Genomic DNA, 25,711 nt, shown 5'->3' on the forward strand with positions numbered 1-25,711 from the left:
GCGGTGAGAGCCATGAGCCTGGAACACCTGGCGGGCAACGCTGAAATAGAGAACTCAAACCCATCCCCGGTGGACATTTCGCTGCTGAGTCCGGTGACACCCACCCTGACAGTACCCATCGACCAAATGATGGGAGCAGTCGAAGGCATGCATCGCTACGTCGCCTCGCACTTGGCTCGGATCGGCCGCTCGTGCGATGTGGACGATGTCATGCAGGACATCAGGATGGCTGTTTGGGACGGGGTGGCACGCGGAAACTACCGGCAGATCCCTGGAGTTCCATTCGAGGCCTGGGTGCAAGGCGTCACAGGCAATGTCTGCGCCGCGCACGTCCGTAAGGAACTTGGGCACAAGACCCTGCCGCTGCTTTTAGATCCGGGCAACGGTGAGAGCTCGGACGTTCTCCAGCAGCTAACGGTGCTGGTCGTGTCACGAGACTACCGCGATGTCGCGGAGATCATCGACCAAGAATGGGCGCATACGGTGCTTGGGTTGACTCGAGCCGCGGTGTCAGCTCCTGTATGGCGCCTTGCGGTGGGCAGCCTTACTGAGCCGCGACGATATGCCCCTCCGTCGCCGCAAGACCGTCGCCGTTGGAATGCGGTCACCGCCGTTCGGCAGACTGCAAAGACAATCAGCCAAGCGCTAGATGTAGATCCGGAAGCTGTGCACGACATGCCCGGCCTGTGCCGGTGCGCCGTTGGTTGTCTGCCGAGTCCGCTGCTGCGAGGGGTGGCCGAAGCAATCGTCCTTCCGGAACATCATGGCGTCGAAAGGCGGGCTGCCATTGCCGCGGTCGCCGAGGAATTCAAAGTCACTGATCGGTATGTGGCGGTTCAAATCGGCACTGCCCGTCGCCTCTACCAAACGGCATGGCGAGTCATTCGCAGTTCAATGACTTCGACTGTTTGAGTCAGGTTGCTCATTGGCACGTTGAGCCATGAACAGGCTTAGGAGGCAAGCATGGCGGAATCCCTTTGGCGCGGGCGCCGAACTCGTCGGTGGGCCTTTGGCCTAACGTTGGCGATACTCCTCGGTGCCCTCATCCTCGTCCTAGTCGGACCGCGAGAGTCTCCGTCAACGACAGGGGCGGATGCGCCTCCGGCAGAGTCTCCAACGCGTAAGGCTCTTCCGAGCATTTCCCCGACGATTGCGCCGAAACCAACGACGTCAGCTCCGCTCGCTAAAGCGCCAGTGTCGGTTCCGCCTACGACTGCCAACTACCGGGCGCTTGCATCTGCGGCTGCCGTGGCCATCTACGGCTGGGATACTCGAACTTCGTCCTATTCGGACGTGTTTGCCCGACTTCGGGGCTGGTGGTTCGTCCTCCCTGACGGATCGAATCCATTGGCTGTGCTCGTCCAGGAGTTTGAGGCAACGGGCATCAATGCGGGATCCTTCGCTTCGCTTGCGGGCCAAGGTGCGTACCGGGTGGCAACGGTCGAATCCATGGCATGCGACAACGAACTCATAAAGGTTCGCGAACGTCCGGCTCCGTGGGCGGGGCTTCATGTCTGTACGGTTCGGCTTAAGGTCGTTGACCACACGGTGAGTAGCAGCAATTCATATACAGCACCGGTCAGCATAATGGTCAATTGCCCGCCGGCGGCCACCGCGCCGCCAGATCGGTGCCAGATGGTTGGCTTTTATACGTCCGCCAGCAGAATTGTCTACTGATGCCGCATCCGGCTTTGGTGATGGCCCTAGCCAGGCGCACAACGCTCTTGCGGGCTGCAACCGCCGTCGTTCTCGTGATTGTGCTTTCTCTGGGTGTCGTAGTCAGTGCTGTCGCTATAGCCCTGGCGGGGGATAGGCCGCAATCACCTGTCGGGTGTGTGTCCAGCGGCGGCGCCGTCACACAAAACGTCCTCGAGAACAGTGGATCTCGGCCGGATGGTCACGCCGTTGGACTCTCCGCAGGGCAGATTGCTGTGGCGCAGGGGTACATTTCCGTCGGGAAGCAACTTGGCGTTCCTCGGGAGGCGATGGTGATCGCCATAATGATGTCTCTCCAGGAGTCGACCCTCCGTATGCTCGCTAACGCGAGTGTTCCCGCGTCATTTCAGTATCCTCATGACGGGGTTGGGAGTGACCACGACTCGGTAGGTTCTGCACAACAGCGACCAGCGGCCGGATGGGGGACCGTTGCAGAGCTGATGGATGTCACTTACAACGCCCGGGCATTCTATGGCGGGCCGTCTGGACCGAACCAGGGTAGCCCTCGAGGTTTGCTGGATGTGCCAGGATGGTCTGCCATGAGCAAAGGGCAAGCAGCCCAAGCAGTCCAAGTTTCAGCGTTTCCAGAGCTCTACGCACGATGGGAACCGCAGGCCACGGCCATCGTTGACCTGCTCCAGGGTGTTACCACGGTCCCAACCTGCAGCGTGGGGGAGAGCGGCATTTCAGATCCTGTCTCGGCAGAAGGTTTGTCTCAAATCAGGCAGGACATTCTGCGTTTCACGCAGATGGGTGTGGGTGGTGCCTACGTCTGGGGTGGCACGGCTTTCAAGGCATGGGACTGCTCGGGGTTTGTTCAGTGGATTTACCGACAAGCAGGAATCGAGCTCCCGCGAGTGGAACAATGGCGCGTCGGGCGAATGACAGACAGCCCACAAATCGGAGACCTTGTTGTCCAAAACCCTCAAGGGCCATACAACTGGGGACACGTGGGCATCTACGCAGGAAACGGGATGATGTATAGCGCGCTCAACCCGTCTGCAGGCACTTTGCTCCATCCAATCGCTTGGAACCCGGGTAGTGCCTATTTCGACCTCTTAGGGTCGTAGGCCGGCGCGACGGCGGAAGGGTGTTGTCATGGCTTGGGGTCCAGATACATCTTCGTTGTGGACAGATGTATTGCAGGGCGAGGTGAGTCTCGACGTGCGCCTTGCTGCTCGCACACTTCCCAGTCCGTTGTCTGGCCAGTAATCTGCGGTGGCCGACATGGGTCATCAGTTGGTCGATGTAGGGGAGCGATTTCCGTGGGGTCAACGCCAGCCGCCGTGGAGCGCTATCAACTGCGTCGGTCGGTCCCCCAGGCCGAGTCGGCGTCCCGCTCTGGACGCGAGGACGTCCGCCTCCGCTCGTCAGGCCTGCCTCAGTCGAGGTCCTTGAGTTCATCTGCGATCCTGGGGTAACCACACCGCACGAAGTTCCTCGTTCGAGCGCCGTTATACTTCAAGGCAATGAGCAATTCAATTGGAGCCAAGGCCAGCCGCGAGGAAGAAATCGCGTTCCTCATCATGGAGAACGTCCTCGGGGTCGACATCTACCTCGCGGACGCAGGCGCAGGCAACAAGAAACCTGATGGCGCTTGGGCCAGTCCGGGCGTGAAGGGACGCCGGGGCATCGTCGAGATCACTTCGCCCCCGGACAAAGAGCTTTTGAAGAAGTGGGCGCAGGCAAAGAGAGATGGCGAACCACAGTCAGAAAGCGGTTCGGTTTCACTGCGTTTGAACGAGCTTGATCAGGTTTGCACAGACTTGCTGGATGAAGACTGGGCGCGGGACAACATCGCGAAGCTGAGAGCTGAACCGGCGGATGAGCGACATCTCTTCCTCTTTGGTCGAAGCCACCGAGTCGAGTCCTACTTCTACCGGCTCTCGGACGAGTCCGACGAAGGTCGGGCCGAGCTCGTTGGCGACCTGGTTCTTCCCGAAGGGCTCAGCTCGGTATGGTTCCGCGGCAAGGCAGTGCGCCGCCCTGACTGGGGCATCCGCGTCTGGGTGGCGAGGTTCCAAGTGGGCTCAGGATGGCACCGCCACACAGTCGACATAGACGAACGGCGCTTGCCGTCACCTAACCCAGGCATGGTCGATGACAAGGTCCCCTCAGAGCTTCGAACCCCGAAGGATCGATCCCGCTAGACCGTGTCGAGAGCACGTCAGGGTTCTCGGAACTTGCGCTGGAGGAACCCTGCAGGGGGCGTTGAGGATCAGCCACGTCGATATCCGCTTTTCGGACTGACGGAAGGGCAGGCAGCCGGGCGGAGCCGTGCCGACTGAGGGCCTTGTCAGCATCTGGATCGCTATCGGAGGCCATCCGCTGCCGCAGATAGTCGGCACAGTCGGCGCTATCAGCAACCGACTCCTACGTGCTGCGGGGAGCGCCATGATCCACCGGACATGCCGCTTCTGCGGAGAAACGCACTGCGTGTCCCCTTCGCTGTAGCGAGGAGGGTCATGCTGTTTAGCCGTCAAGTTGCTCACGCATTCCAGTTGCCCTGCGTCCGGGTGGCGAACTCCTCGCGGGTGCACGATTCGACGCCGAATTCTGCGCCCTTTGCGCGGACGGCCTTGTCGTTGGACACGATGATCCATGTCGGGCCGAACAGCCACGTCTCGGATTGTTGAATCCCGTCCAGCGCACATGCTACAAGCAATGGGTCCGCTGCGCCTTTGTTTGCGTAAAGGTTCACGAGCGAGATGTCGTTTTCGGGCACGGTGGCCATGACTTTCTGGAGGAATGTTAGAACACTCGCCGTAGTCGGATACTCAACCGCCCTGAATGCATCCGCGTGGGCGTGCCCGGCTTCATGGAGCACCTCAGCCGGGATCCGGCATTGAGTACGGAAGAACTCGCTCGCGCGCTGTGCAGGCGACAAGTGGGAGAGCACGTTGTTATCGATGAGGTACATCTCCTCGTTCATCGGAGCGCCACCTTTAGTTCCCCGAGATCACTTGGACCGATGCGGTTCAGGCAGACGACCCGGCAGAATTCGCGCTGGGAGAGCCGGCGCTCATCGACCGCGCGGAGCATCCGGGCGGTCAGGTCGCGGCCGCTGTACTTCTTTATCGCGTTGACGGGCTTCGGCTGGCGCGGTTTCGGCTTTTGCCGGGTGAGGAACTCTTCCTTGAGCTCATGCAGGTAACCGTTCGCGGTCAAGGGGGTGATTCTCCCGAGGCGCATTGCTCTGACCGCCACGCCGCTAGGGGTAACCTTGAACAGGTCAGCCGCGGCCTTCACATCGTCCAGTTCTTCGAGCATGATTCCCTGCAGCTCGGCCGCGGGCATGAGAATTTCACCCACTATGTCGTACTCACGGCCCACGTCAGGAGCGGTGCTGCTCGCGTCGTAGCTGACCGGTGCGAAGATCCCGCGGGCAACAAGAACCGCCATCAGGACGAGGGTGAAGATCTGTCGCCCGGTCGGTTCCTGGAAGTCGCCGTGGTCGCCGCCAGCCAAGAAGATGTACGGCACCTTCGAGTCGCGCACCGTCATCCCGCTGAAGCGCACTTCGAGAAGTTGAGGCATGAAGCCTCGTACGCTTCGAGAAACGAGCACCTGATTGGCTTCGAGCCGCTCGATGATGAGATCCAGTGCGGCTTCTTTCTTACGAGCCCGACGGATCTCATCACGATCGAGCCCGAGCGCGCTGACGAGAGCAACGGCATCTTCACGCACGGTAGGACTTGGCTTGCGCAGCAGCCCGACAATCGTATTCTTCACGAGCGTGGGATCGTACTTCCGGGCCAGCGCCTGTTTGCGTAGGAGGTCCTTCACAATTAGTTCGACATCTCGCAGTTTCACTATTGTTCGTGAGTTCACGGTGAACGTCTCCGGTGCAACTCCCTGCAGGAGCTTCTCGCTCTTACTACGCAATTGTGCTTTCACTACGGCCGGAGTCGCGAAGAAGAGTGGGTGTGGGACTTCGGCCTTCCGGGCAAGGTCCAAGAGGTCCGAATATTGGATCTTCGACTTCTCAAGGGCCGTGATGTACGGTGCCCGACCATTCACCACAGAGTTCTCCAAGAGGTCAACGAACACCGATCGGTCAATCGGCACCTGTTCACCGGCAATCATTACCCGCATCGTGAAGCCCCCAAAACACCAGTCGCTATTCGGCATTACCTATTCTTTGTTTATGCCATCGCAATTTACACCGTCGTGATCACAACACAGGACTTCGACACCTAGCCCGGATAATGATGCAGCAGACTCCCGTCGTTCGTGACGCCCCACCACCTGATCGATCAGCCCTCGTTCGCGCCGCGGCTTGGAATCGCGCAATGTTTCAATAGGGTGAGACCCGGAAAACCGCTTCATGACACGAGGGCCCCGGCATCCGTGTTGGGTCGAATTCCACCCATCGCCTTTTCCGACCTTCGTCGGCCGATCTTCTATCACTGAAGACAACTCTGGGGTGTGTTGGTGATACGCCGAGCAATGGGGTCGACTGCAGATAGCGAACCACTTGTTGATGTCTGAACCCAGAGTGCTCGAGCCCGTCGCAAATCGCACGAGCGATGCAGATGTTTGGTGGTTTTCCAGGTCATGTCGTACCCATCCACCAACCCCATGAAGTCGTGAGCTCAATCAGCTCATTCCATGGAAAACGACTGGATGGAGCACCAGATGGTACTGGCAGCGGTGGATCCTGGGATCACACCAAACGCGAACTTTCCTTTTCTTGAGTCACTCAAGCAGATCGGCGGCGGCATCCTCGTCGGTGCCTTCATCGTCATTGCGATCGTGGCCATCATCGGAGCTGCGATGTTGTTGGCCGGCAAACTGAGTCAATCGTCGCGGCTTGCGTCAGGCGGCGGGGTGATCCTTCTGTGGACAGGTCCCGTCGCAGCGATTCTCGGCGGCATCAACGGATACATACTGTGGTCCCAGACGGCCTTTCCATTGGGCTTCTAAACTCTCGCGATCATGCCTATCGAGTGTGACCTCAACGGTTGGTGGCCGCCGGGCTGCGGACTGGTTTCACAAGCCAACGATGGCGTTCAAGGCTCGATCACGTCCATCTTCGCGAACGTTCTTCAGAACATCGCCTCTTGGATGTGGGGCTTCATTACAGGAGCCTTCACGGTTTCGGATGTTGACGACTCCCAGTGGGCCGCGATCGGTGGCCTGACGAACTGGTGGATCATCGTCATGATGACGCCACTCGTCGTCGTGATGATCTTGCAACTCTTGTCCGGTCTGATCAGCCAGCAACCACGCCGACTGCTGAGGGCGCTCATCGGGGGAGCGGCGGCAGTGCCGCTCGTGGCTGCGGCCGTCTACGTGGTTCGGCAGCTCACCAGGGTCAGCGACGAGGCCTCGGCGGCCCTGCTGGAATCGATGGGAACCGATCCGTACGTCGTTTTCATGCGGCTCTTCGGCTTCGAACGGGCTCCAGCAGGCTCCGGGCGCGAATGGAACGTCATCTCCCTGGCGCCGGGCAACCAAGGCGGAGCCGTCGGCGGCGCGATAGTGACAGCAATGGCGGTCATCGTCGTGTGGATACTGGCATTCATCCTCATGTGCTCGATGATCTTTAGGACGTTCGCCCTCGCGGTCCTGGCGGCCGTCGCACCGGTCGCCCTCATGATGATGCCTTGGGAGAAGTCAAAGGCCTGGGCCGGACGGTGGTGCGAAGTCGTCGTCGCGCTCTTGCTGGCGAAACCGCTGGCCGCGACAGTTCTGGCAGCGGCGATCAAGCTATTTGCGGAGTCGACGTCATTTGCAGGATTGGCAGCCGGCACTGTCGGCATGGCTCTTGCCTGCGGCGCGCCGTTGATGGCGCTGAGGCTGGTGAGTTTTGCGGGTGGCGAGCTCGCAGCAGCGGCTCAAACGGCTGGCGGCGGTCACGTTCTTGCTCGCAGCAGCAGCGTTGCCTCCCGGCAGTTCAGTCGACAGCTCGGTGGCCGCATGACGATTGCATCAATGTTGGGCAGATCGTCACTTGCTCGACCAATTCCCTCAAGTCGCAGAGACATCCCCACGCGCGTACTGCCACCGTCAGTGCCTCTGCCGCGCAGCCTCACGAGTACCACGCCGATACCCACCTCAGGTGAAAACGCTTCGGTATCGCACCGGGCAAACTCCGTCCGTGGAGGCGCCGCCGCTGGGCAGAGGGACGTGGTGAGCGGAGGGCTCGTAACCGGGCCGAGTAAAAAAGCGCCGGCGTCACCTTCGAGGATAGGCCGGACCCCGGACGCCGGACCGCCCACGGCAAACCGGCCGAGGACCGCCCCGCGGCCCGAAGTACGAAGTTCTGGCAGCGCTCTGCCGTCATCCGAATTGCCGCCCATCAGGCCAAAGGCTTCTGAGGGGCACTTCACTCCGGAGAAATCCAATGACTGAAGATTTTCGAGCCCTTGAGGCCGTTAAGTTTCCCCGCTACGAGCGCCGCGGCATTTTCATGGGGCTGAAGTGGTACCAGCTTGTGTTGCTGGTCGTCGGCATCCTAACGGCGATTATTGCCTCTGCGGCTGGCGGTCCAGTCGGACTTACGACAATGAGTCCCATCTGGCTGCTGTTCGTGCTGATGGGGGTGCTTCAGCACGCTCGCATTCCGTATCCCATCTGGGTCAGTCTCATCACGCTGTTCCTTGTGCGACTGATCCTGGGTCAGACGCGATACCTCGCCCGCCCCGAGAAGGCGTTGAAGGCGGGGAGGCTTGCGCTGCCAGGTGGGCTTGGCAGCCTCAAACTCCAGACGACCAGACGTGGAGAGTGCTTCATCGTTGACCCGCAGGGTAAAGAAGCAACGGTCGTCATGCGCTGCACCACCAGGTCATTCGCTCTCCTCGACGACGATGACAAAGCGTGGGCTGCCCAAGCATGGTCACGTGTCCAGGCCGGGCTCGCCCAACGGTCGGACATAGCAAGAATCGCCGTTCAGGATTACACAGTTCCGTATCCTTCGTCTGCCCTTCAGGACTTCTATAACAACACCATCGTGCACAACGGCGGCAGACCGGGCGGCAATTCGTGGGGTGAATTGGCGTATCAGGACTTGATAGCTGCTGCAGGATCCGCCATGAGTCACGATGTCTTGTTGTCCGTTGTTGTGGATACGGCCAAGTCGAGGAGGCGCATCAAGGAGTCGGGCGGAGGCATAGCGGGACTCGAGCGTGTTCTACGTTTGGAGGTACAGGCGATCACCACATCCCTGGCAACTCATGGAGTGCGCGTGGACGAGTGGCTTTCGGAGTCCCGACTACTTGAAGTGTTCAGGGGCTCCTTTGATCCTGAAACGGTCTCCCGAGGGTCGGTGAAGAAGGACAGCGACCCACAGGATGCCCAGCTAAACGGAAAGCGGCGTCTGAGTTCAAGCCCGATGGCCGTAGAGGAGCACTGGACTTATCTCCGCACGGACTCCGGCTTCCACCAGACCTTCTGGGTCGCAGAGTGGCCGCGGCAAAAGGTGTATCCCGGATTCCTGCACCCGCTGGTTTACGTTGGCGACTTCCGGCACACGGTTACGCAGGTGATTCGTGCTGTTCCCACCTTGGAAGCGCTACGTGACATCCGGTCGGCTCAGGAAGCCCACGAAACGCGCCGGAGGATCAACGCCCGGTTCGACCGTCCCACGACTCGGGAGCAGCGAGCCGAGGAGGAAGAAGTGGCGCAACGGGAAGAAGAAATCGTTGCCGGGCATGGCGATGTTCGTCTGACTGCCTTCGTGACGATAACAGCAGCGTCCCTGGAGGACTTGGCCCGGCACCGCCACGAGCTTGAGTCCGCAGCAGGCGGCGCGTTCGTCGAACTTCGATTGTTGGCGGGCCAACAGTGGGCAGCCTTCATTGCGGGAGGACTGCCCTTGGGAAGGGGATTGCGATGAGCCTCAAGAACCAAGAGGTGACCTATACGCCGTCGGGCACTCGCGCGGAGCGCAAGAGTCTCAGGAGGGCCACAACCGCTGAGTCATTGCCACAGAAGCGCAAACTCGGCCAGCGGATCGACGAAGCCTTGGAGTGGCGCGGCGACCGCGAGCGCCTTGTCGGCGACTGGGGGAGCAGGGAACCGCAGTCATTATGGGGACCGCATAGACTGCGGCCGGCACCTCACCGCGCCTCGACCATGACCTTCGCGGCGGCCTACCCCTTCATCACGGAGTCAGGACTTGGGCACGAGGGAACCTATATAGGAACTGACGTCTTCGGTTCGGGCGCCTTTTCGTACGATCCTTGGATCCTCTATGACAAGGGAATCATCAGCGGTCCTTCGATCGTCGTGATTGGAACAGTGGGCACGGGCAAGTCGATGTGTGGCAAGTCGCTGGTTGCTCGCTCCATAACGTTGGGACGGAAAGCGGCTGTCGCGTCGGATCCCAAGGGAGAATGGGTATCAGTGGCCAAGGCCGTCGGTGGCAAGGTCATTTCCGTTGGTCCTGGTCGCACGGCTCGCGTGAATCCTCTGGACGCAGGTTCTCGGCCCACTTCGCTGTCGGACACCCAGTGGAAGGCTGTCGTCCGGCAGCGGCGTCGGCAACTGCTGGTGGCCTTGGTGTCTCTCATGCGTCAGGGCACACCGTTGCATCCGGTTGAGCACACCGCTCTCGACATGGCTCTCATGGAAACCACCGCGGAAAACTCGACGCCGACCCTTCCTATGGTGCTGGACCACCTCTTGAGTCCTTCCGCAGAAACGCTCGCCCTTGTCGGCAAGGACGGCGGAGCGGCAGTCAGTCACTCACTGCGGCGAACAGTCTCGGGCGACTTGGAAGGCATGTTCGATGCACCGTCCACAGTGGCCTTCGACGCCGACGCGCCAATGATGGTCATGGACACGTCCGCGCTCATCGGCGCGTCCGAGCAGGCGTTGTCCCTCGCCGCTGCCTGCAGCGCGACGTGGTTGGAAGCGGCAGTGACAAACCCCGACGGCGGCAAGCGGCTCGTGGTGTACGACGAAGGTTGGCGGATGCTCGCCGATCCGTACATGTTGGCCAAGATGAGCGAGCAATGGCGCCTTGCACGAACTTACGGGATTGCCAACCTCCTCATCATGCACAAGGTGGCTGACCTCAACGAGATCGGCGACAGCAGCAGCGGACACCGTCAGAAGGCCTTGGGGTTGCTGACAGAAGCGGACACCCGCATCATCTATCGCCAAAAGCATGACGCGATGCGCCTGACCAAGGAAGCCCTGGGTCTCACCGAGGCTGAATGCGAGCATGTCGAGAACCTTCCCAAGGGCGTTGGGCTCTGGAAGGTTGGGAACCGCTCCTTCATCGTGGCCAACAGAGTGACCACAGATGAGCTGGAAGTCTTTGGCACGGATGACCGGATGCACCTGTGAGGACGACGCGACCGGGTAGCAGCAGTACCTTGGTCTCGGCCGGACTCTGGACGTTGACTGGCTACATGGGGTTCTGCCTGTTGGTCCAAGCAGCCGCTCACCTTGCTGGCGCTGGACACTGCGGCGGCAGGCCGGCGTCGTTCTTCAACCCCGCTGCGGGCATCGGCCTGTTCGCCGGCCGCCAGGACTGGATCGTTGGTGCCCCAAGTAACTGCACTTTAGATGTCGGGGCAATCTGGTGGATCGTGGGTGCAGTTCTCACGCTGCTTGCAGCGCTCGCAGCCGCGGCGGCCCTCGCGTGGAGAACCTGGAAGCAGTCCGGCGCGTGGTTACGCCAGGACATCCTGAGCCGGGACGGGGTGGCTGGCCGGGCAGAGATACTTCGGGACTTCGGAGCCAGAGCGGTTCGCAAGCGTGGGCAATACACTCGGCCGGGCCTCCGCAAGCCGAGCATTCATGATGTGTCGTGGACACTTGGCCGCTCCCGTGGAGTGACCATCCATGTCTCCACCGAAGAGTCGATGGTCATTCAGGGAGCTCCTCGGTCGGGCAAGGGCCTATACGTCGTCATCAACGCGATTCTCGACGCGCCCGGCGCTGTCGTCACCACATCCACGCGAGCCGACAACCTTGTGGTCACGATGCGAGCGCGGATGTCTGAGGGGCGGCCAGTGACGGTCTTTGACCCTCAGGGCATGTCGGGCCTGCCATCGACTCTCCGGTGGTCGCCGGTGCGTGGTTGCGGTGACCCGGACATCGCCACCAGACGGGCTCTCGTTATCACCGCAGATACCGAGATGAAGGGTGAGAATGCAGCGTGGCAAAAGCGCTCGCTGATCGTGCTGCAATGCCTCCTCCATGCCGCCGCGCTGTCAGGGCAGGGCATCGCAGCCTTCCGTCGATGGTCGTCCAGTCCAGTGTTGGCCAGAGAGGCGCTGGATATTCTGGGGCGCCCAGGTGCGGCATTGGGGTGGCAGGCAGATCTGATGGGGATCTTGGAAGACGACCCACGGAATACTTCCAACTCCTGGATTGGGGTTTCTGCGGCTGTGGCTCCACTCTCATCTCCCAGGGTGTTAGCGGCGCTGAACCCACAAGACGAAGCTCAAGAGTTTGATCCCAAAAGCTTCATCAGGCAACGGGGGACTCTCTACCTTATTGGCACCCGATCGGGCGCTGCCGCCGCTGGCCCCTACCTATCGGCTCTGATCGACGACATCGATAACGCTGCGCGTGAGCTGGCCTTTGTCTCACCTGGAGGCCGACTCGATCCACCCCTTTCGCTGATCCTGGACGAAATAGCGAATCTGTCTCCGTGGCCTGGCCTGCCTGTGGTGCTCTCTGACGGTGGTGGCATCGGCATTTCAACTCTCGTTGTTCTGCAGTCCCTTTCACAGGCACGGAGTGGATGGTCGATCGAGGAAGCCGCCACCATCTGGGATTCCGCGATCATCAAAGTGATCTTCGGCGGCGGCTCGGACGAGCCTGACCTGCGCTCGCTGGCTGGCCTACTGGGAGAGCGGAGTCTCGTCCTCAACACTCGCTCCTGGTCATCTCAGGGCCGTCAGGACGGCGAGCAGATCAGGGAGAGCCCAGTCATTCGGTTGGACGAGATCCGGAGGCTCCCGGTCGGGACTGCCCTGATGCTCGGTCGACGTACAAGGCCGATCCTCCTGGATCTTCGGGACTGGCATCAACGCAAGGATGCAGCCGAACTGGGCCGTTCGAAGGTTGAAACTGAGCGGGAGCTGGCTGCCGGCCACCTACAGAACCAGTCAATAGACAAGCAGGTGGATTGATGGGCACTGCATCCGATGACGCTGAGTTTGAAGTTGGTCCCATTGCGGAGCTCGATGACGAATTAACGGTGGAGCTGTTCCGGTCCGCATTTCAACCGCCGTCCCGAAGCTCGGGTGGTACGTATCGTTGGCGTGACATGGCACCCGAACAGGCAGTTGGGGCCTGGGAAAGCCTTTTTGGGTGGGTCGGGTGGTTTGTTGCGACCTACCAGCTGACGACGTCGGTGGTGCCCGACTGCTGGTGGCGTCACACGGAAATCGTGGCCGAGCTCTACGCCCTTCAGCGAGCCGAAATGGCTTCCTTTACTGCCGACGACGCGGGCTTTGGTCCTCTGGCGTTCCACGAAAGGTTGCCACACGCCGTCGAACGTCTGCGGAACCATACGCGGACTGCAGGATGTGTCGGCTTGCAGAGCCACAAGGAACCGGTCCTGAGGATCGTTCCGGCAGACCCGGAATTCGAGGACTGGAAGCTGGGCACCCATCAGACCCGAAGCTGATCCCGTCATGCCGTTGCTTCGTTCGCTCGACATGAATAGGTGATCCCCTCGTAGGGCTGTCTAGAAGCACGAAGGATGGCTGTCGTGGCCTCTGCATCTGAACTCAATGCTGACGCAAGCGGGGCTGAAGAAGCCGCCGCGCCGCCGTCGAACGTTCGCCTGTCGGCCGAGGAACGCATAGCCGAACTGACCAGGGGACTTCACACAGCACTTGAGGAAGCCATTGATTCGCCCATGCGCTGGCAGGTTCTGCTCGACGCCTCCGCAACCCTGTGGCGGTACTCCGGGGGTAACGTCGCCCTGCTGATGATGCAGATGGCACAGCGCGGTACCCAAGAGCCGACTCTGGTGGCCGGCTACAAGGAGTGGGCCCGGCATGGGCGAACGGTTCTGCGGGGAGAACACGCGCTCTGGGTGATCGCGCCCCGGACAGCATCGATGCAGGAACTGATTCTGGCCGACGGGCAGCGCAAGCTCTTGCCAGCGAATCAGACTGCACCTGTTGATGCTGTCAGCAGAGGCAAGAGGAACGTGATCACGGGTTGGCGCGGGCAGGCTGTCTTTGACGTCACCCAAACGGAGGGCACACCGCTGCTGGTTCCTCGCGCGGGTGCTCAATCTGGCGTGGACGTTGGTGATCTCTGGACTTCCCTACGGGAGGTAGCGAAGGAACACAGCTTCCGGGTTGAGGTGTCGGGATTCCAACAGGGCTACACCAGTGGCTATACCGACTTTGATGCTCGTCGAATTCAAGTTGGTGCCTGGATGAACGACGAGGAGCGGGTAGCGGTTCTTGCGCACGAACTCGGACACGTCCTTTTGCACGGACCCGACGACCGACTGGGACAACTTTATGGAAGCAGCGCGAACCATCGCGGGCTGGCGGAAGTGGAGGCCGAATCAGTTGCCTACACCGTCATGCGTGCCCACGGCATTGATCGTGGACCGCAGTCGGCGTCCTATCTGGCTGGCTGGGCCGACGCTGTGATCCGCGCGGAGAAGGATTTGAAGCACGACTCCTCAGAAGGCTGGGTGCCGACGTCGCGCGTCGACATCGCGAAGTCGGTGCTTGGGCGGGTGACCGCAGCAACCAAGGGGATCCTGGCGGTCTCGGATCCTCCTGGTTTCGGAGGAAAGTTCGCCGCCACCAGTGCTGACCCGTCCGTTGCTGCCAGTCCGAACTATGCCGGTGTCCCTGGACCGACCGCGTCCTTGAACGGTCCTGAGATTGCTGGTCCCTAAACACGCAGGTGTCCGTCGGGAGAGGCCCGTCGACTAAGGAAGGTAAACCATCATGAATACAAAGATTCCCATCACTATCGCGGGGAACCTGGTCGCAGATCCCGAACTGACCATTGGGGAATCCGGAACACCACACGCGAAACTCCGCGTTGCCGTGAACCAGCGGATTCAGAACCCAGATGGCACCTGGCGGGACGGCGAACCGGTCTTTCACAACGTGTCTGCATTCCGGATGCTCGCGGAGAACGCTTCTACTTCTCTGAAGAAGGGTGACCCTGTGACAGTGTCGGGGGAACTTGAGTTCCGTTCCTACGACAAAGACGGTGAACGACGTGAAGCAAGGCGCATCATCGCTGACACCATTGGGCCGGACCTTCGCTTTGGCACGGCGACGTATCAACGCTCCGCGCGAGCAGTTGCCGAGCCCGAGGCCGCCGTGGAGGCCACAGGGCCACAAGCGACGACGGCGACTGGCTGGCCCGCATACAACGTGACAACGAAAAGCCCTGTGGCGGCGCCCCCTTTCGGCACAGCGCGGGGGAGTGAAATGACGATCTGATTCGTGCCCTCTGCAGGTTCTGGCCCACGTTTCATGCTCCGAGACGTGGGCCGCCTTTTGTTTGCCGACCAGCATTCGAATATATGTTCTAATCTTGTTCTATGAGACCGAAGCAAGACTCCAACGCCTTCGCACGCATGATGGCGCAGACAGATGCCGACAATAAGCATCCAAAACCTGATGATGGCCAGATTATGGAACTGCCTGCCAACGAACAACCGCTGGTGCGCGTAAGCGAGATTTACGGACGAGCCATCAAGTACACCAGAACATACGGCCTGGTCGAGTGGGTGGACGATCAGAGGGTCTACCACGTGCAGTGGTTTCCGGCGGGACAGGTCAAGCGGGTTGACCGGGATTCGTGGAGAGGGCGACAACTCTAGGATTGAAAGAGGGAGGCTAGCACCGTGGTGCCAGCCTCTTTTTTCGATCGGGACGAGCGGTGTTTGTCGATCAGACCAAAGGTGCCCAAGCCAGTACGCGGTCTCCCGTGATGCGGTAAGTGGCCGGCCATGGACTGCCAGGACGCACTTGGGCCGGGTCAGGCGAGATCAGCAATACAGAGCCCGGCCATATGGGTTCGGACAGCGCCTCGATCCACGCTGCCTGCACGTGATCGAAATGGTTCCACTTGATGGTGATCCATGAACCGGTTGGCTGAAGGCCATCGACACTCAGCACTGTGATCTCGGTTGTTGTGCCATGATCGCGCTTGGCTCGCTCAAGTGCGTTCCACCGAGAGTCAGCGGACGCTTGCCAGCCGCGCTGCCTGTGCACGCGATGCACCCAGAACAAGATAATGACCAAGCCTGCCAATGCCACGGCTACGAGCATCCATTGAAGCAGAATTGAGCCCGGTCGGAGAGTAGGCATCACAGCAGCGAAGAGAATGGTCGCTGCGCTCGCAACGATCAGCAGGGGTGTCGCCACCTTGGGCTTCAGGGCTGGGTTCGCGTTCATGCTTGCTGCTTCAGTTTAAAGCTGCCAGCCGACATTGATAAGAGCGACTCGTTGATCAACGAATTCGCCGGCATCGATGGCGGGGATGCGGGCAACTTCTCGGATGGTGCGCTGGAGGGTTTCCCACTGCAATCTTTGTTCCCACTCGTACTCATCCGGGATTGTGCCGATGGCCAGATCGGAGTCCGCGACACCCCACCGATCTCTGTAGACAGCTGCGTCCCGAACTACCGAAGCGCACTCGAAAGGATCGACGTCGGCACCCAGTTGCGCAAGGAGGTCCCTCTTCCATTCGGGCTCCTCAAAGAGGGCAGCATTGCCAATAAACTCAATTCGGTCACGAATCCGATGTTTTACCTGAGTAAGCACTGCGTTGAGGTCCGCACGCTCGACGACAAGGTCCTCGTTCAAAGCATCAAAGGACGTTAGTGGCATACCGGACGAAAGGCGGCGGAGGCGCGAGTGAACGATTGCGGCCAGATCTCGTGCCCCATCCTGTGATGTGAACAGCTCTCTCAAAACACGTTCGGCACTTGTCCGACTCACGTTCGTTGCTCGCCGCCAGGAAGCAACTGCAGCTCCCCAGGAAGGCGATATCCGCAGCGCCTTGGCCTCTTCGGGAGCCAATTCCGCTACGACCCTTGCGAGATCTAGCCCAGCTGCGATTTGGGCAAGGTAGTCGTACTCTCGGCTCAGGCGTTCGAGACTGTCGGCATGCGCTCGTTCAGCTTCCTGCACTTCGTGGGCTGATCTTTCAGCTCCCTCGGCGGCCAGCACTTCACCCAGAATTTGTCGCCAGGTGGACCGGAGCCGTGGGTCAAGTGTCTCTTCCTCATCGGGGTCGTTTTCGCTGACATAGGCCATGTTGGCGCTGCGTCCTCGGGTCATGCTGACGTAGAGGAGTTCACGGGTTAGCCGGCCAGGTGTGACCACCGTATGCCCGGTATCAACTGTGAGGCCCTGGGAACGATGAGCGGTCGTGGCATATCCCAGCTCGACGGATGTCTCGAGGTAGGAGGCGTCCAAGTCGATGCTCGCCCCAGTGTCCCTTCGGATAGCGCGGACTTGGCCTTTCCCGACATCGGTCACCTCGAGCAGTGCTCCGTTGCGAATGAAGGCTCCATGCTCGTCAAGGATCGATCTGTCGTTTCGTCGGGCGATGATTATGTCCCCTCGGCCAGCACGGAGGCCGTCCCTCAGCGCCAGGGTCTTTTCCGCATCGACAGTGCCCTGGACAACGCGGTCTGCTTGGGCTCGTTCGTTGAGCATCCCAACTGTGTCATTGTCGGGTGCAATAAGGATCGAGAGTCGCCCGGAGAGCACGTCTTCATGCCACCCGGAGTAGGCCCGATCGAGCATGTCCAGATAGGTTCCATATCGAATGCGGTCATTCCGTTCGTAGTCCGTAAGAACAGAAATATCTCCATCGCGGAGCCTGAGTGACGCCGTCTGTTCCCACGCCTGTCTGAAGCGCCAAATGGTGCTCAGCCTTGCAGTCTTGTTTTGCCGATCGAGCCAGCCGAGCACGCCGCCGGCATCGATAGAATCCAGCTGTCCTGGATCCCCAACCATGAGGATCTTGGCGTCGCTTTCGCATGCTTGGCGTACAAGCCCGGCAAGCTGAGCAGTGGATACCATCGAGGCCTCATCGATGATGACGAGTTGCCGAGGACGGAACCGCCACCGATATTGCTCGGCGCTAAGTCTGGCCACCGCCTGCACCAGCCGTGTGGCGCCCACGAATTCGTCGTGGGGCAAAGATCCGAGCCGCTTCTCCGCCTCGGAAAACAAGGCCGCTCTGTGCATTGCTCCGGTTCCAACAGATTCATGTAGCCACTTGGCAACGTTCTCCGTTGTCATTGCCAGTTGGCGGGCAAGTACTTCTGCGCTCGCCGCAGCAGGAGCCAACCCAACGACGCTTCCAGCCCCGAATTCGGCCTCCCACGCTGACTTGATGGCATCGAGAGTAGTTGTTTTACCAGTACCCGCTGGACCGACGATTGCATCCAATCGGTTTCCGCTCAACAGCACCTGAGCGGCGGCGGCTCGTTGGTCCTGGTGAAGCTCGAGTCCGCCTCTCGTTCTGTGGCTGGCGAGTACATCAAAGGTGACGTCACCCCGCACTGCCGGTCCGCCGTCGTCGTTCCTCGCTGCCAGGATTTCATCCTCAAAGGTGAGCGTCGCCTCATCTGTAAAGAGTCGTGAACCATGGAACTCGAAGACGCTGTGGCGCGCGAAGCCGAGGTCAGTTTCAGCATCCAGCGGCGTGGAGTAGCGATACTCGTTCAGCGGAACAGACTGACGCTCGGCGGCCGACGCGACCGCGTCGATCAGGGCGTTCCGGTCGGCGGCCGTGGCACAGCGGACCTCGGCGCATACGCGCTCGCCTTCCGCGATGAGGTTCCATCGGTTCCATGTAGAGCGTTTCGCAGCGACGCGCTGGCGGGTGACGAGCGCGACGGCGTCGATCCAGTCAGGGGTTAAGTCGCCTCTGTGGAATGGAGCGTGACGAGAGCGATTTATGGTCGCGGCAACAACGGCCTCTGGGTCCAAGCCTCTAGCTTTTGCTCGTTTGCGCCACCTGGCAGATAGCTCGTGAAGCGGGGCGCCAACGTCGCCCTTCGGGGTACGTGTGGACAAGGTGGCTTGCTGTCGCAATTTGACGGTTGTCGTGGCTTTAGGACGGCTGCCATGCTCCTCGATCCATTCGGCCACGAGGCGGTCAGTCTCGACGTCGATGAGTCTGGATCGATTTGAGAACTCGCGGATGAGTGCGTCGTCGATGCCGGTCAGCTGCTGGCTTGGATTGTGGGTGCTTTGAGCAGGGATGCGGATATCTGTGTTCGTTCGGAGACTTTGGTGCAGCGCATCGAACAGCAGCCCGTTGTAGTGCTCGCTCGCGGCGACCACCGCTTTGTACAGACTCCGTGAATCCAGCGTTACCCACGCATCGTCGGTGATGCGCTGGACGCGGTTGGCAATCACCAAATGAGTGTGGAGCTGCGGATCCCCGGAGCGGGACTCCCAGTGGTCGAAGGCGGCAGCGATCGCGCCGTGGGTTCCGACGTGGGCTATTCCGTTTCTGCCAGCTCGGGTGTGGATGACCAGGTCCTCAAGCCAGCGCAGCGTCTCGTTGACGGCATCGTGGTGGGCCTGAAGGATTTGATCTTGGACGTGCCGGGTGCTGAGCGCCCACAGCGCAGAGACGGACTTAGGAACACTGAACGTTAGGTCGAAGCCTGCTACGGCGTGCCTGGTTTCGGGGAGTCCCTGGCTTCGTTGGACGACCGTCGGCTCGCCGTGCGGACGTCCGAGGGTGGCTCCAGTGTCCGGGTGGGCCGCTTGCTCGAAGATGGCCTTGGCGTCCCATTCGGTGACCCTGTCGCCTGCGGACCGATCGATACCGTCAAGCCCACTGCCGAGCCAACGGCCCTGCGGTGTTCCAGATTTCATGTAGTAGGAGACGGTGTCCGGGGGAGTGCGGGCGAGGTCGTCCAGCATGGTCGACTTGAAGAGGTACTTCAGGCCAGACTGCGCGGAGAGCCTGGCGATGGACATGGTCATGCCTGACCAGCTTTGGTGCGACCACGTGATGGAAGCCAGCCACGGCGACGAAGGATGCCCACGGTAATGGCGTCCAGGGGCATGCTTTTGGCCTTTGACAAGGAAACGAGCGCCGCCGCCACGTGTGCCAGTTCCTGAATGTTCGTTCGTTGAGCCCGCTTGAGTCGCGAGACTTCGTTGTGGAGCAGGTTGGTTCTTGCTTCCAGTTCCTCGTTGAGAGTTTGTAGGTGCTCGATATCCGATGACTGTGTTCGGAGTTCTGTGAGTAGGCGCTCGACGCGTAGCTGGCATGCTTTGCATGTCTCTGCTGGGTTCGGCTCAGTGGCTTTCCTGTTCACACACTTCCATGCCAGCTCATGCCCTAGTCAGCATGATCTGGCGTTCGACTGCATGCACGCACCTGCCTTGGATGCCAGAGGTGTGAAGGATTGAGGGAGTCGATGATCGGTCGGCGTGAGCCTTTTTTCGGTGCTCAAGGGGCACGTTCACCGCGCTCGATATCCGATTTATCGTGTGCGCTGAGCTGTTCCCGCACTTGGGGGTTAGCCGTCTCGCAATCGCGGATCTTCAGGAGGCGCCGATGAAGCTGGGTTTCGGCGTGGCGGCAGAAGAACAGAAATAGGGTCGGGCGTTGATCCTGCAATACGAGCTCGCGTCGGCCATAACGTGTAGAGTGGCCTGCCAACCGGGGGAGAAGTAGCCCGAGACTGACAAGTAAAACGGCGCACGTCTCGCCTATCCAGTAGAAGCTGTTCAGGGCGGCGGCTGCTGGGCTGTCAGCGTCCTCAGCCTCAGACAGCAATCCCGTACAGCAGTCGGTCGACCAGGACCACGGCAAACAGAATACAACTGCCAGCGATTAGGGTGAATGCCGATCGGAATGAAGGGGCCGCATATGGGGAACGTGACTGTGGCAAACCCGGGATATATCGAGGCGGACCCACAGATGAAGGCTGATCCCGCCCAGAGGAAAAGTGCCATCCTGGCTGGTCACTGTGGGCATCGGGAGGTTGGTATCTGTCTCCCCTAGTCGGCTTTTCTAGAAAACCCGCCGTGCACACCACACGGTGACCTGATGGCCCAAGGCGAGTTGCCGCCGTCGAACTGTGGCATCCAAAACTGCGGCCAGCAATATAGCGCTCCGAAACTGCCAGAACCCGAGGAATAACGACAATAGGGTGACCAGCCTTACCCGGTTGTGTCCCCGAGCCAGGGATCGACCGCATAGTAAACGGTGGGGACGTAGAGTGTGCGCACCTCCGGGCCGGGGATCGTGGCCAGGGCCGGCAGGTGCGGGATGCGTCCCCAGCCGGTGGTGGAGGCGCCGATGATGCCGACCCGGATCGGGCGATCGGAGTGGACTTTGGAAAAATGGTGTTCCTTGATCAGGGGCTGCCCCTATGCTTTTGGTCAAGCGCCCAGGGCGGGTTTTTCCTCCTAGAAGGTGCCGTGTCTGCAGATGACGGTCTCGTTGTGCTTCTTCCCCAGCCCCCGTTTCTTTTGTAGTAGGCCTTCGACGCGTGGTGGTGGCAGCTAAGTAAACGGTACTGGGGCTAGCAGCGGGCTGGCAGGCCCGAAGTGCCATAAGGGGTGCAGGGCGTCGGCCGCTGCTGCCCAATGCCTATTGCTCTGCGAACCTGACTGCAGACAGGAGAGCGTCGAGCAGCGCGGACTCGGTCCGCTCATAACGGCTGGAGGGAACTGTCACCGCTAAAGCAGCGACGACACGTCCTTCACTGCGGATCGGGGCGCTCAATGACCGAACGTCCTCCCGGTATTCGCCGCGGTCGTAGAGGATTCCGGTACGTCGTATCTCGGCCATCTGGGCTTCGAGGCCGGCTCGGTCGCTTACGGTCATCGGCGTGAATCGAGTGTACTCGTGGTTATCCAGGATAGACGAGCGCTGTTCCTCGTCGGCAAAGGCGAGGAGTACCTTTGCACTTGCTCGGGCGTGGACATCACCGGTGAATCCCACTTCGAGGCCGGCGACCCGCACGGCCTGTGATCCTTCGACCATGGCGAGGATGCGTATCTCACCACGGAACCACCCGGTGAGATATGCAGTCTCGCGGGTGGTCTCGGCGAGTTGCCTGAGGGCCTGCCTGTGTTTAGCGTCTACGCGTACGCGCAGGCCGGGCGAGTTGGCGATGTCGATAGCGCTCACGCCGAGGGTGTAGCGCTTGCCCGACTCCTTGCTCAGCAGTTTTTCTTCCTCAAGTGTCGCGAGCAGGTGGTAGGCGGTGGGCATGGAGAGGCCAACGAGAGATGCGACCTCGGTCGCGGTGAGTCCATGCGGCGATCGAGCGACCCCGAGCAGGATGCGCGAAGCGCGCGCGACGGATTGGATCAGCTGGCGTTGTTTTCCGGGTTCCACTTCGCTTATCGACGCTGCATTCATTGCTTCATCCGTTCCGCTTGCTCTAAAAAATCCTTGACTTTAATAGCCACGTCATCCCATAGTATGGCAGATTCTGAAAAACACTTTCACTATCTTGACATAAGGAGAGCGATGTCGACCAATACACCACCGTCGATTGCGTCGGTAATGAGTCTTGGGGGGCGGCCGGCGGGAAGTCGGCGCGAGATTAAGATCATTGATACGACACTGCGCGACGCGCACCAGTCGCTATGGGCGACGAGGATGCGGACCGAGCACATCATTTCTATGGCGAAGGACTTCGATGAAGCCGGTTTCGCGCAGGTGGACCTGGTCGCGCCGATCCAGTTCGACGTCGCGGTGCGCTATTTGAAGGAGGACCCTTGGGAGCGGGTAAGGCTGGCGCACCAGCACGCCCCGAACACTACCTTCCGGGCGCTGATCCGGTCGAAGAACATCGCTGCGTTCGACTTCCTCTCTGATGATGTGATCGCGGCGTGGGTGGAGCGGCTGTACGCAAACGGGTTCCGTGTCATCGGTTCGTTTGACGGGCTCAACGACGTAGACAACATCGCACCCGGCCTGATCCGAGCCAAGGAACTGGGGGCATCGACTTTTGGCGCAGTTTCGTTCTCCGAGAGCCCTGTACATACGGATGAGCTCTTCGTTAAGAAGGCGATCGAACTGATCGAGAAGGCGGACGTCGACGCCATCATGCTAAAGGATGCCGCTGGCCTGCTGACGCCGGACCGCATCCGCACGCTTGTTCCTGCACTCAAAAGCGTCATGGGCGACCGGTCGCTGGAAGTTCATACCCATTCCCTGACGGGACTCGCACCTCTGGTTTGCCTGGAGGCGGTGGAACTGGGCGCGGATGCATTGCATACCTCTATCGCGCCGCTTTCAGCGGGCAACGGGCAGCCGTCGACGCAGGGCATCGTACGTGACCTGCGTGCACTCGGGTACGTGGTCAACGTAGACGATGAGCGGATCGACGCGATCAGTTCAAGAATCGTTGATATCGCCGCGGCGGAGGACAAGCCCCTGGGTGTTCCGATCGAGTACAACGGTCTGCACTACATGCACCAGACCCCGGGGGGGATGCTGTCGAACTTCCGGTCGCAGCTGGAGACGGCAGGTCTGGCCGACCGATACGACGAATTGCTGCTCGAGGTGGCGCGGGTGCGCGGGGAGCTGGCCTACCCGATCATGATCACGCCGTTTGCGCAGTTCGTGGGAACACAGGCTGTGATGAACGTGATCTCGGGTGAGCGTTACTCCGTGGTTCCGAACGAGATCAAGAAATACGCCCTGGGCTACTACGGAACACTTCTTGCCCCCATCGACCCCGAAGTGCTTGAGAAAGTCATTGCCAATGGGGCATCGGACATCCCGTTGGAGCCGCCGGCCATTGAGCCGATGCTGCCCGCATTGCGGGATCGGCACCCGGATGAATCCATCGATCTGCTGCTCCTGCGTGCGATGTTCGCGGGGAGCCAAGTCGATGAGATGAAACGAGTTGTGGCAGCCGGGGGAAACCCGGAAGAGGCATACGGGCCCATCCTGGGCTTGGTCAAGGCGCTTTACGACTCAACCGAATCCGGCACTCAATCGCTGACTGCCGGGAACCTGAACATTCGACTGGAAAAAGGAAATTGTGAAGATGTCGCTTAACCCGCTCGATATCAAAGAACTTCGGGACATCGTCAACTGGGCGAACCTGACACCCGACGTACGCCAGCTCTCCATCAAACACGGCGACGTGGAGCTATTCCTCTCCCGCGATCGGCAGTCCTCGAACGACCGTCCGGCCGCTCCACAGGCCGTGACGCCCGCTCCGGAAACGACCTCCACTCCCGCATCAGCACCTGCTCCCGCACCAGCCCCCGCGGCCGGCCGCGTAGTGACTGAACCGGGGTCCGCTGACGAACTGGGGACCAACGAGGTACTGATCAAGGCGCCCATGGTGGGAGTCTTTTACGCGTCACCCAAGCCAGGGGAGCCCGCCTTCGTCAAGGTGGGGGACACCGTCAGCGCCTCGACGGTGCTGGGCATCGTAGAGGTGATGAAGCTGATGAACAACATCGAGGCGCGCGTCGAAGGTGCCGTGACGAAGATCCTGGTCGACAACGAGCAGGCAGTCGAGTACGGTCAGCCGCTGATGGTGATTACCCGCAATGCCTGAACCGCTGAGAAGTGTCCTGATCGCCAACCGCGGCGAGATCGCGTTGCGAGTCGTCCGCGCCTGCAAGGAACTTGGTATTCGAAGCATCGTTGCCTATTCCGAAGCAGATGCCGGCTCGCTGTCGGTGAAGCTGGCAGACCAGGCCGTGTGCATCGGGCCCGCGCAGGCCAAGTCAAGCTATCGCAACATGCATGCTGTCATCTCAGCTGCACAGGCTTACAAGGCTGATGCCATCCATCCCGGATACGGATTCCTGTCTGAGAATGCTGACTTCGTTGCGCTTTGTGAAGCGGAAAACGTCGGGTTCGTTGGCCCTGCAGCGAACATCATTCGTCGCATGGGCGACAAGATCGAAGCCAAGAAGATCGCCCGCCGGGCCGGGGTACCGACAGTTCCGGGTTCGGTGGGCGCGATCGCTGAGTACAAAGAAGCCCTTGCCGTCGCAAGCGAGGTCGGCTACCCGCTGCTGATAAAGGCGGCGGCGGGCGGCGGCGGGCGAGGCATGCGGGTCGTCGAGGCTGCCGAGACACTCGAGAACGATCTGCGCGAGATCATGTCGGAAGCCGAGGTCGCGTTTGGCGACGCGTCGGTGTACATAGAGCGGTACCTCACCGACATCCGCCACATCGAAATTCAGGTCATCTCTGACGGCACCACCGTTCTGCATCTCGGTGAACGTGACTGCACGGCACAGCGGCGCAATCAAAAGCTCATTGAAGAATCACCCTCGCCGGTCTTGGACGCGGAGCTCAGGCAGGGCCTTGCAGATGCAGCGGTCGCACTCTGCAGGGAAGTGGGGTACACGAACGCCGGGACGGTGGAGTTCGTCTTCGACAACATCGAGCGCAAGTACTACTTCATCGAGATGAACACTCGTATCCAAGTAGAGCATCCCGTTTCGGAAATGGTTTCCGGGATCGACCTCATCAAACTTCAGTTGCAGATCGCCGGTGGCATCCCACTGAGTTTGAGGCAGGATGACATCGTCATCACCGGCCACGCCATCGAATGTCGCATCAACGCCGAGGACCCGGACAACAACTTCGCACCGCGTCCGGGGACCGTTGCGAACTTCCGTGCGCCCGGCGGCTTCGGGATCCGAATGGACACCCATATCGAGACGGGATATGCAATCCCGCCGTTCTATGACTCAATGATCGGCAAGCTCATCTGCTGGGGCAAAGACCGCGATGAAGCCATCGCACGGACGATCCGTGCCCTGGACGAACTCGTTGTCGACGGCATCACCACCACAGCGCCCTTCCACAAGCAGATCCTCGAGACCGAGAAGTTCCGAAGCGGGGACTTCAACACCGCATTCGTCGCCGAACTCCTATCTTCAACACGCGCCACCGCAGGAGTATAGGGACACTCTGTGTCCTCACAGACGCAGCCCGTCGCCGGTCCTGGCCGACCTGATCGCACGCCCCACAACAGGAATGCACTCAAGTTAAGCATCCAGTGCGTTCCAAGACCAGCAGCGGGACCTGGACTGCAACCGGGACATCGTCC

Annotated in this window: 20 protein-coding genes; 15 read left to right on the top strand and 5 right to left on the bottom strand. The window is 60.5% G+C overall.

Annotated elements, in window-relative coordinates; all coding sequences use genetic code 11:
• The first annotated feature begins 12 nt into the window (after window positions 1-12).
• From VUN82_09750 to VUN82_09760, 3 genes are all read left to right on the top strand, one after another.
• A complete protein-coding gene (locus VUN82_09750) occupies window positions 13-912 on the top strand; it encodes a sigma factor (GenBank protein ID XAS74084.1) in 900 nt (299 codons plus the stop codon).
• 1,343 nt (window positions 913-2,255) lie between these two features.
• Window positions 2,256-2,786, top strand: coding sequence for an NlpC/P60 family protein (locus tag VUN82_09755; GenBank protein XAS74085.1), 531 nt, complete (start codon window positions 2,256-2,258; stop codon window positions 2,784-2,786).
• A gap of 399 nt (window positions 2,787-3,185) precedes the next feature.
• Window positions 3,186-3,866, top strand: a complete 681-nt coding sequence (locus VUN82_09760; protein ID XAS74086.1) for a hypothetical protein — start codon at window positions 3,186-3,188, stop codon at window positions 3,864-3,866.
• A gap of 338 nt (window positions 3,867-4,204) precedes the next feature.
• On the opposite strand, the gene VUN82_09765 is transcribed toward VUN82_09760, so the two are convergent.
• Both VUN82_09765 and VUN82_09770 read right to left on the bottom strand, forming a co-directional pair.
• Complete coding sequence (locus VUN82_09765) at window positions 4,205-4,648, bottom strand: hypothetical protein (GenBank protein XAS74087.1); 444 nt, start codon at window positions 4,646-4,648, stop codon at window positions 4,205-4,207.
• Window positions 4,645-5,847, bottom strand: coding sequence for a hypothetical protein (locus VUN82_09770; protein ID XAS74088.1), 1,203 nt, complete (start codon window positions 5,845-5,847; stop codon window positions 4,645-4,647). The genes VUN82_09765 and VUN82_09770 overlap by 4 nt, the downstream gene beginning before the upstream one ends.
• A 480-nt stretch (window positions 5,848-6,327) precedes the next feature.
• Here VUN82_09770 and VUN82_09775 point away from each other — a divergent pair, with 480 nt between their 5' ends.
• The 9 genes from VUN82_09775 (at window position 6,328) to VUN82_09815 (ending at window position 15,496) form a co-directional block, all read left to right on the top strand.
• Complete coding sequence (locus tag VUN82_09775) at window positions 6,328-6,642, top strand: hypothetical protein (protein XAS74089.1); 315 nt, start codon at window positions 6,328-6,330, stop codon at window positions 6,640-6,642.
• 12 nt (window positions 6,643-6,654) lie between these two features.
• Entirely contained in the window at window positions 6,655-8,073 is a 1,419-nt protein-coding gene (locus VUN82_09780; GenBank protein XAS74090.1) for a type IV secretion system protein, read from the top strand.
• Entirely contained in the window at window positions 8,066-9,556 is a 1,491-nt protein-coding gene (locus VUN82_09785; GenBank protein ID XAS74091.1) for an SCO6880 family protein, read from the top strand. Before VUN82_09780 ends, VUN82_09785 begins: the two co-directional genes overlap by 8 nt.
• A complete protein-coding gene (locus VUN82_09790; protein XAS74092.1) occupies window positions 9,553-11,013 on the top strand; it encodes an ATP-binding protein in 1,461 nt (486 codons plus the stop codon). Before VUN82_09785 ends, VUN82_09790 begins: the two co-directional genes overlap by 4 nt.
• Entirely contained in the window at window positions 11,010-12,812 is a 1,803-nt protein-coding gene (locus VUN82_09795; protein XAS74093.1) for a TraM recognition domain-containing protein, read from the top strand. The genes VUN82_09790 and VUN82_09795 overlap by 4 nt, the downstream gene beginning before the upstream one ends.
• Window positions 12,812-13,312, top strand: a complete 501-nt coding sequence (locus tag VUN82_09800) for a hypothetical protein (protein XAS74094.1) — start codon at window positions 12,812-12,814, stop codon at window positions 13,310-13,312. The genes VUN82_09795 and VUN82_09800 overlap by 1 nt, the downstream gene beginning before the upstream one ends.
• Before the next feature lie 84 nt (window positions 13,313-13,396).
• A complete protein-coding gene (locus VUN82_09805; protein ID XAS74095.1) occupies window positions 13,397-14,554 on the top strand; it encodes an ImmA/IrrE family metallo-endopeptidase in 1,158 nt (385 codons plus the stop codon).
• A gap of 52 nt (window positions 14,555-14,606) precedes the next feature.
• Window positions 14,607-15,113, top strand: a complete 507-nt coding sequence (locus tag VUN82_09810; protein XAS74096.1) for a single-stranded DNA-binding protein — start codon at window positions 14,607-14,609, stop codon at window positions 15,111-15,113.
• Between the two features lie 101 nt (window positions 15,114-15,214).
• Window positions 15,215-15,496, top strand: coding sequence for a hypothetical protein (locus VUN82_09815; GenBank protein XAS74097.1), 282 nt, complete (start codon window positions 15,215-15,217; stop codon window positions 15,494-15,496).
• A 70-nt stretch (window positions 15,497-15,566) separates the two neighbouring features.
• Here the strand turns inward: VUN82_09815 and VUN82_09820 are convergent, their stop codons facing one another.
• The 3 genes from VUN82_09820 to VUN82_09830 form a co-directional block, all read right to left on the bottom strand.
• Window positions 15,567-16,073: a hypothetical protein gene (locus VUN82_09820; protein ID XAS74098.1), complete on the bottom strand. Its 507-nt coding sequence runs from the start codon at window positions 16,071-16,073 to the stop codon at window positions 15,567-15,569.
• Window positions 16,074-16,088: 15 nt separating this feature from the next.
• Window positions 16,089-19,637 carry a MobF family relaxase gene (gene mobF / locus VUN82_09825; protein ID XAS74099.1) on the bottom strand — a complete coding sequence of 1,183 codons (3,549 nt, stop codon included), beginning with the start codon at window positions 19,635-19,637 and terminating at the stop codon, window positions 16,089-16,091.
• Window positions 19,638-21,258: 1,621 nt separating this feature from the next.
• Complete coding sequence (locus tag VUN82_09830; protein XAS74100.1) at window positions 21,259-22,035, bottom strand: IclR family transcriptional regulator; 777 nt, start codon at window positions 22,033-22,035, stop codon at window positions 21,259-21,261.
• A 111-nt stretch (window positions 22,036-22,146) separates the two neighbouring features.
• On the opposite strand from VUN82_09830, the gene VUN82_09835 reads away from it, so the two are divergent.
• From VUN82_09835 to accC, 3 genes are read left to right on the top strand one after another with little or no spacing between them, the layout of a single operon-like run.
• Window positions 22,147-23,688 (top strand): pyruvate carboxylase subunit B, encoded by a 1,542-nt coding sequence (locus VUN82_09835; protein XAS74101.1) that lies wholly within the window; start codon window positions 22,147-22,149, stop codon window positions 23,686-23,688.
• On the top strand, window positions 23,678-24,199 hold the full coding sequence (gene accB / locus VUN82_09840; GenBank protein ID XAS74102.1) for an acetyl-CoA carboxylase biotin carboxyl carrier protein: 522 nt from the start codon (window positions 23,678-23,680) through the stop codon (window positions 24,197-24,199). Before VUN82_09835 ends, accB begins: the two co-directional genes overlap by 11 nt.
• Window positions 24,192-25,565 carry an acetyl-CoA carboxylase biotin carboxylase subunit gene (accC, locus tag VUN82_09845; GenBank protein XAS74103.1) on the top strand — a complete coding sequence of 458 codons (1,374 nt, stop codon included), beginning with the start codon at window positions 24,192-24,194 and terminating at the stop codon, window positions 25,563-25,565. Before accB ends, accC begins: the two co-directional genes overlap by 8 nt.
• The last annotated feature ends 146 nt before the right edge of the window (window positions 25,566-25,711 follow it).

Source organism: Micrococcaceae bacterium Sec5.1, assembly GCA_039636795.1.
Lineage (GTDB): Bacteria > Actinomycetota > Actinomycetes > Actinomycetales > Micrococcaceae > Arthrobacter.

Bases quoted from the DNA above. Each gene is read 5' to 3' on its own strand.
- VUN82_09750 (XAS74084.1), top strand. From the start codon at position 13: ATGAGCCTGGAACACCTGGCGGGCAACGCTGAAATAGAGAACTCAAAC.
- VUN82_09755 (XAS74085.1), top strand. From the start codon at position 2,256: ATGAGCAAAGGGCAAGCAGCCCAAGCAGTCCAAGTTTCAGCGTTTCCA.
- VUN82_09760 (XAS74086.1), top strand. From the start codon at position 3,186: ATGAGCAATTCAATTGGAGCCAAGGCCAGCCGCGAGGAAGAAATCGCG.
- VUN82_09765 (XAS74087.1), bottom strand. From the start codon at position 4,648: ATGAACGAGGAGATGTACCTCATCGATAACAACGTGCTCTCCCACTTG.
- VUN82_09770 (XAS74088.1), bottom strand. From the start codon at position 5,847: ATGCCGAATAGCGACTGGTGTTTTGGGGGCTTCACGATGCGGGTAATG.
- VUN82_09775 (XAS74089.1), top strand. From the start codon at position 6,328: ATGGAAAACGACTGGATGGAGCACCAGATGGTACTGGCAGCGGTGGAT.
- VUN82_09780 (XAS74090.1), top strand. From the start codon at position 6,655: ATGCCTATCGAGTGTGACCTCAACGGTTGGTGGCCGCCGGGCTGCGGA.
- VUN82_09785 (XAS74091.1), top strand. From the start codon at position 8,066: ATGACTGAAGATTTTCGAGCCCTTGAGGCCGTTAAGTTTCCCCGCTAC.
- VUN82_09790 (XAS74092.1), top strand. From the start codon at position 9,553: ATGAGCCTCAAGAACCAAGAGGTGACCTATACGCCGTCGGGCACTCGC.
- VUN82_09800 (XAS74094.1), top strand. From the start codon at position 12,812: ATGGGCACTGCATCCGATGACGCTGAGTTTGAAGTTGGTCCCATTGCG.
- VUN82_09810 (XAS74096.1), top strand. From the start codon at position 14,607: ATGAATACAAAGATTCCCATCACTATCGCGGGGAACCTGGTCGCAGAT.
- VUN82_09815 (XAS74097.1), top strand. From the start codon at position 15,215: ATGAGACCGAAGCAAGACTCCAACGCCTTCGCACGCATGATGGCGCAG.
- VUN82_09820 (XAS74098.1), bottom strand. From the start codon at position 16,073: ATGAACGCGAACCCAGCCCTGAAGCCCAAGGTGGCGACACCCCTGCTG.
- mobF (XAS74099.1), bottom strand. From the start codon at position 19,637: ATGACCATGTCCATCGCCAGGCTCTCCGCGCAGTCTGGCCTGAAGTAC.
- VUN82_09830 (XAS74100.1), bottom strand. From the start codon at position 22,035: ATGAATGCAGCGTCGATAAGCGAAGTGGAACCCGGAAAACAACGCCAG.
- VUN82_09835 (XAS74101.1), top strand. From the start codon at position 22,147: ATGTCGACCAATACACCACCGTCGATTGCGTCGGTAATGAGTCTTGGG.
- accB (XAS74102.1), top strand. From the start codon at position 23,678: ATGTCGCTTAACCCGCTCGATATCAAAGAACTTCGGGACATCGTCAAC.
- accC (XAS74103.1), top strand. From the start codon at position 24,192: ATGCCTGAACCGCTGAGAAGTGTCCTGATCGCCAACCGCGGCGAGATC.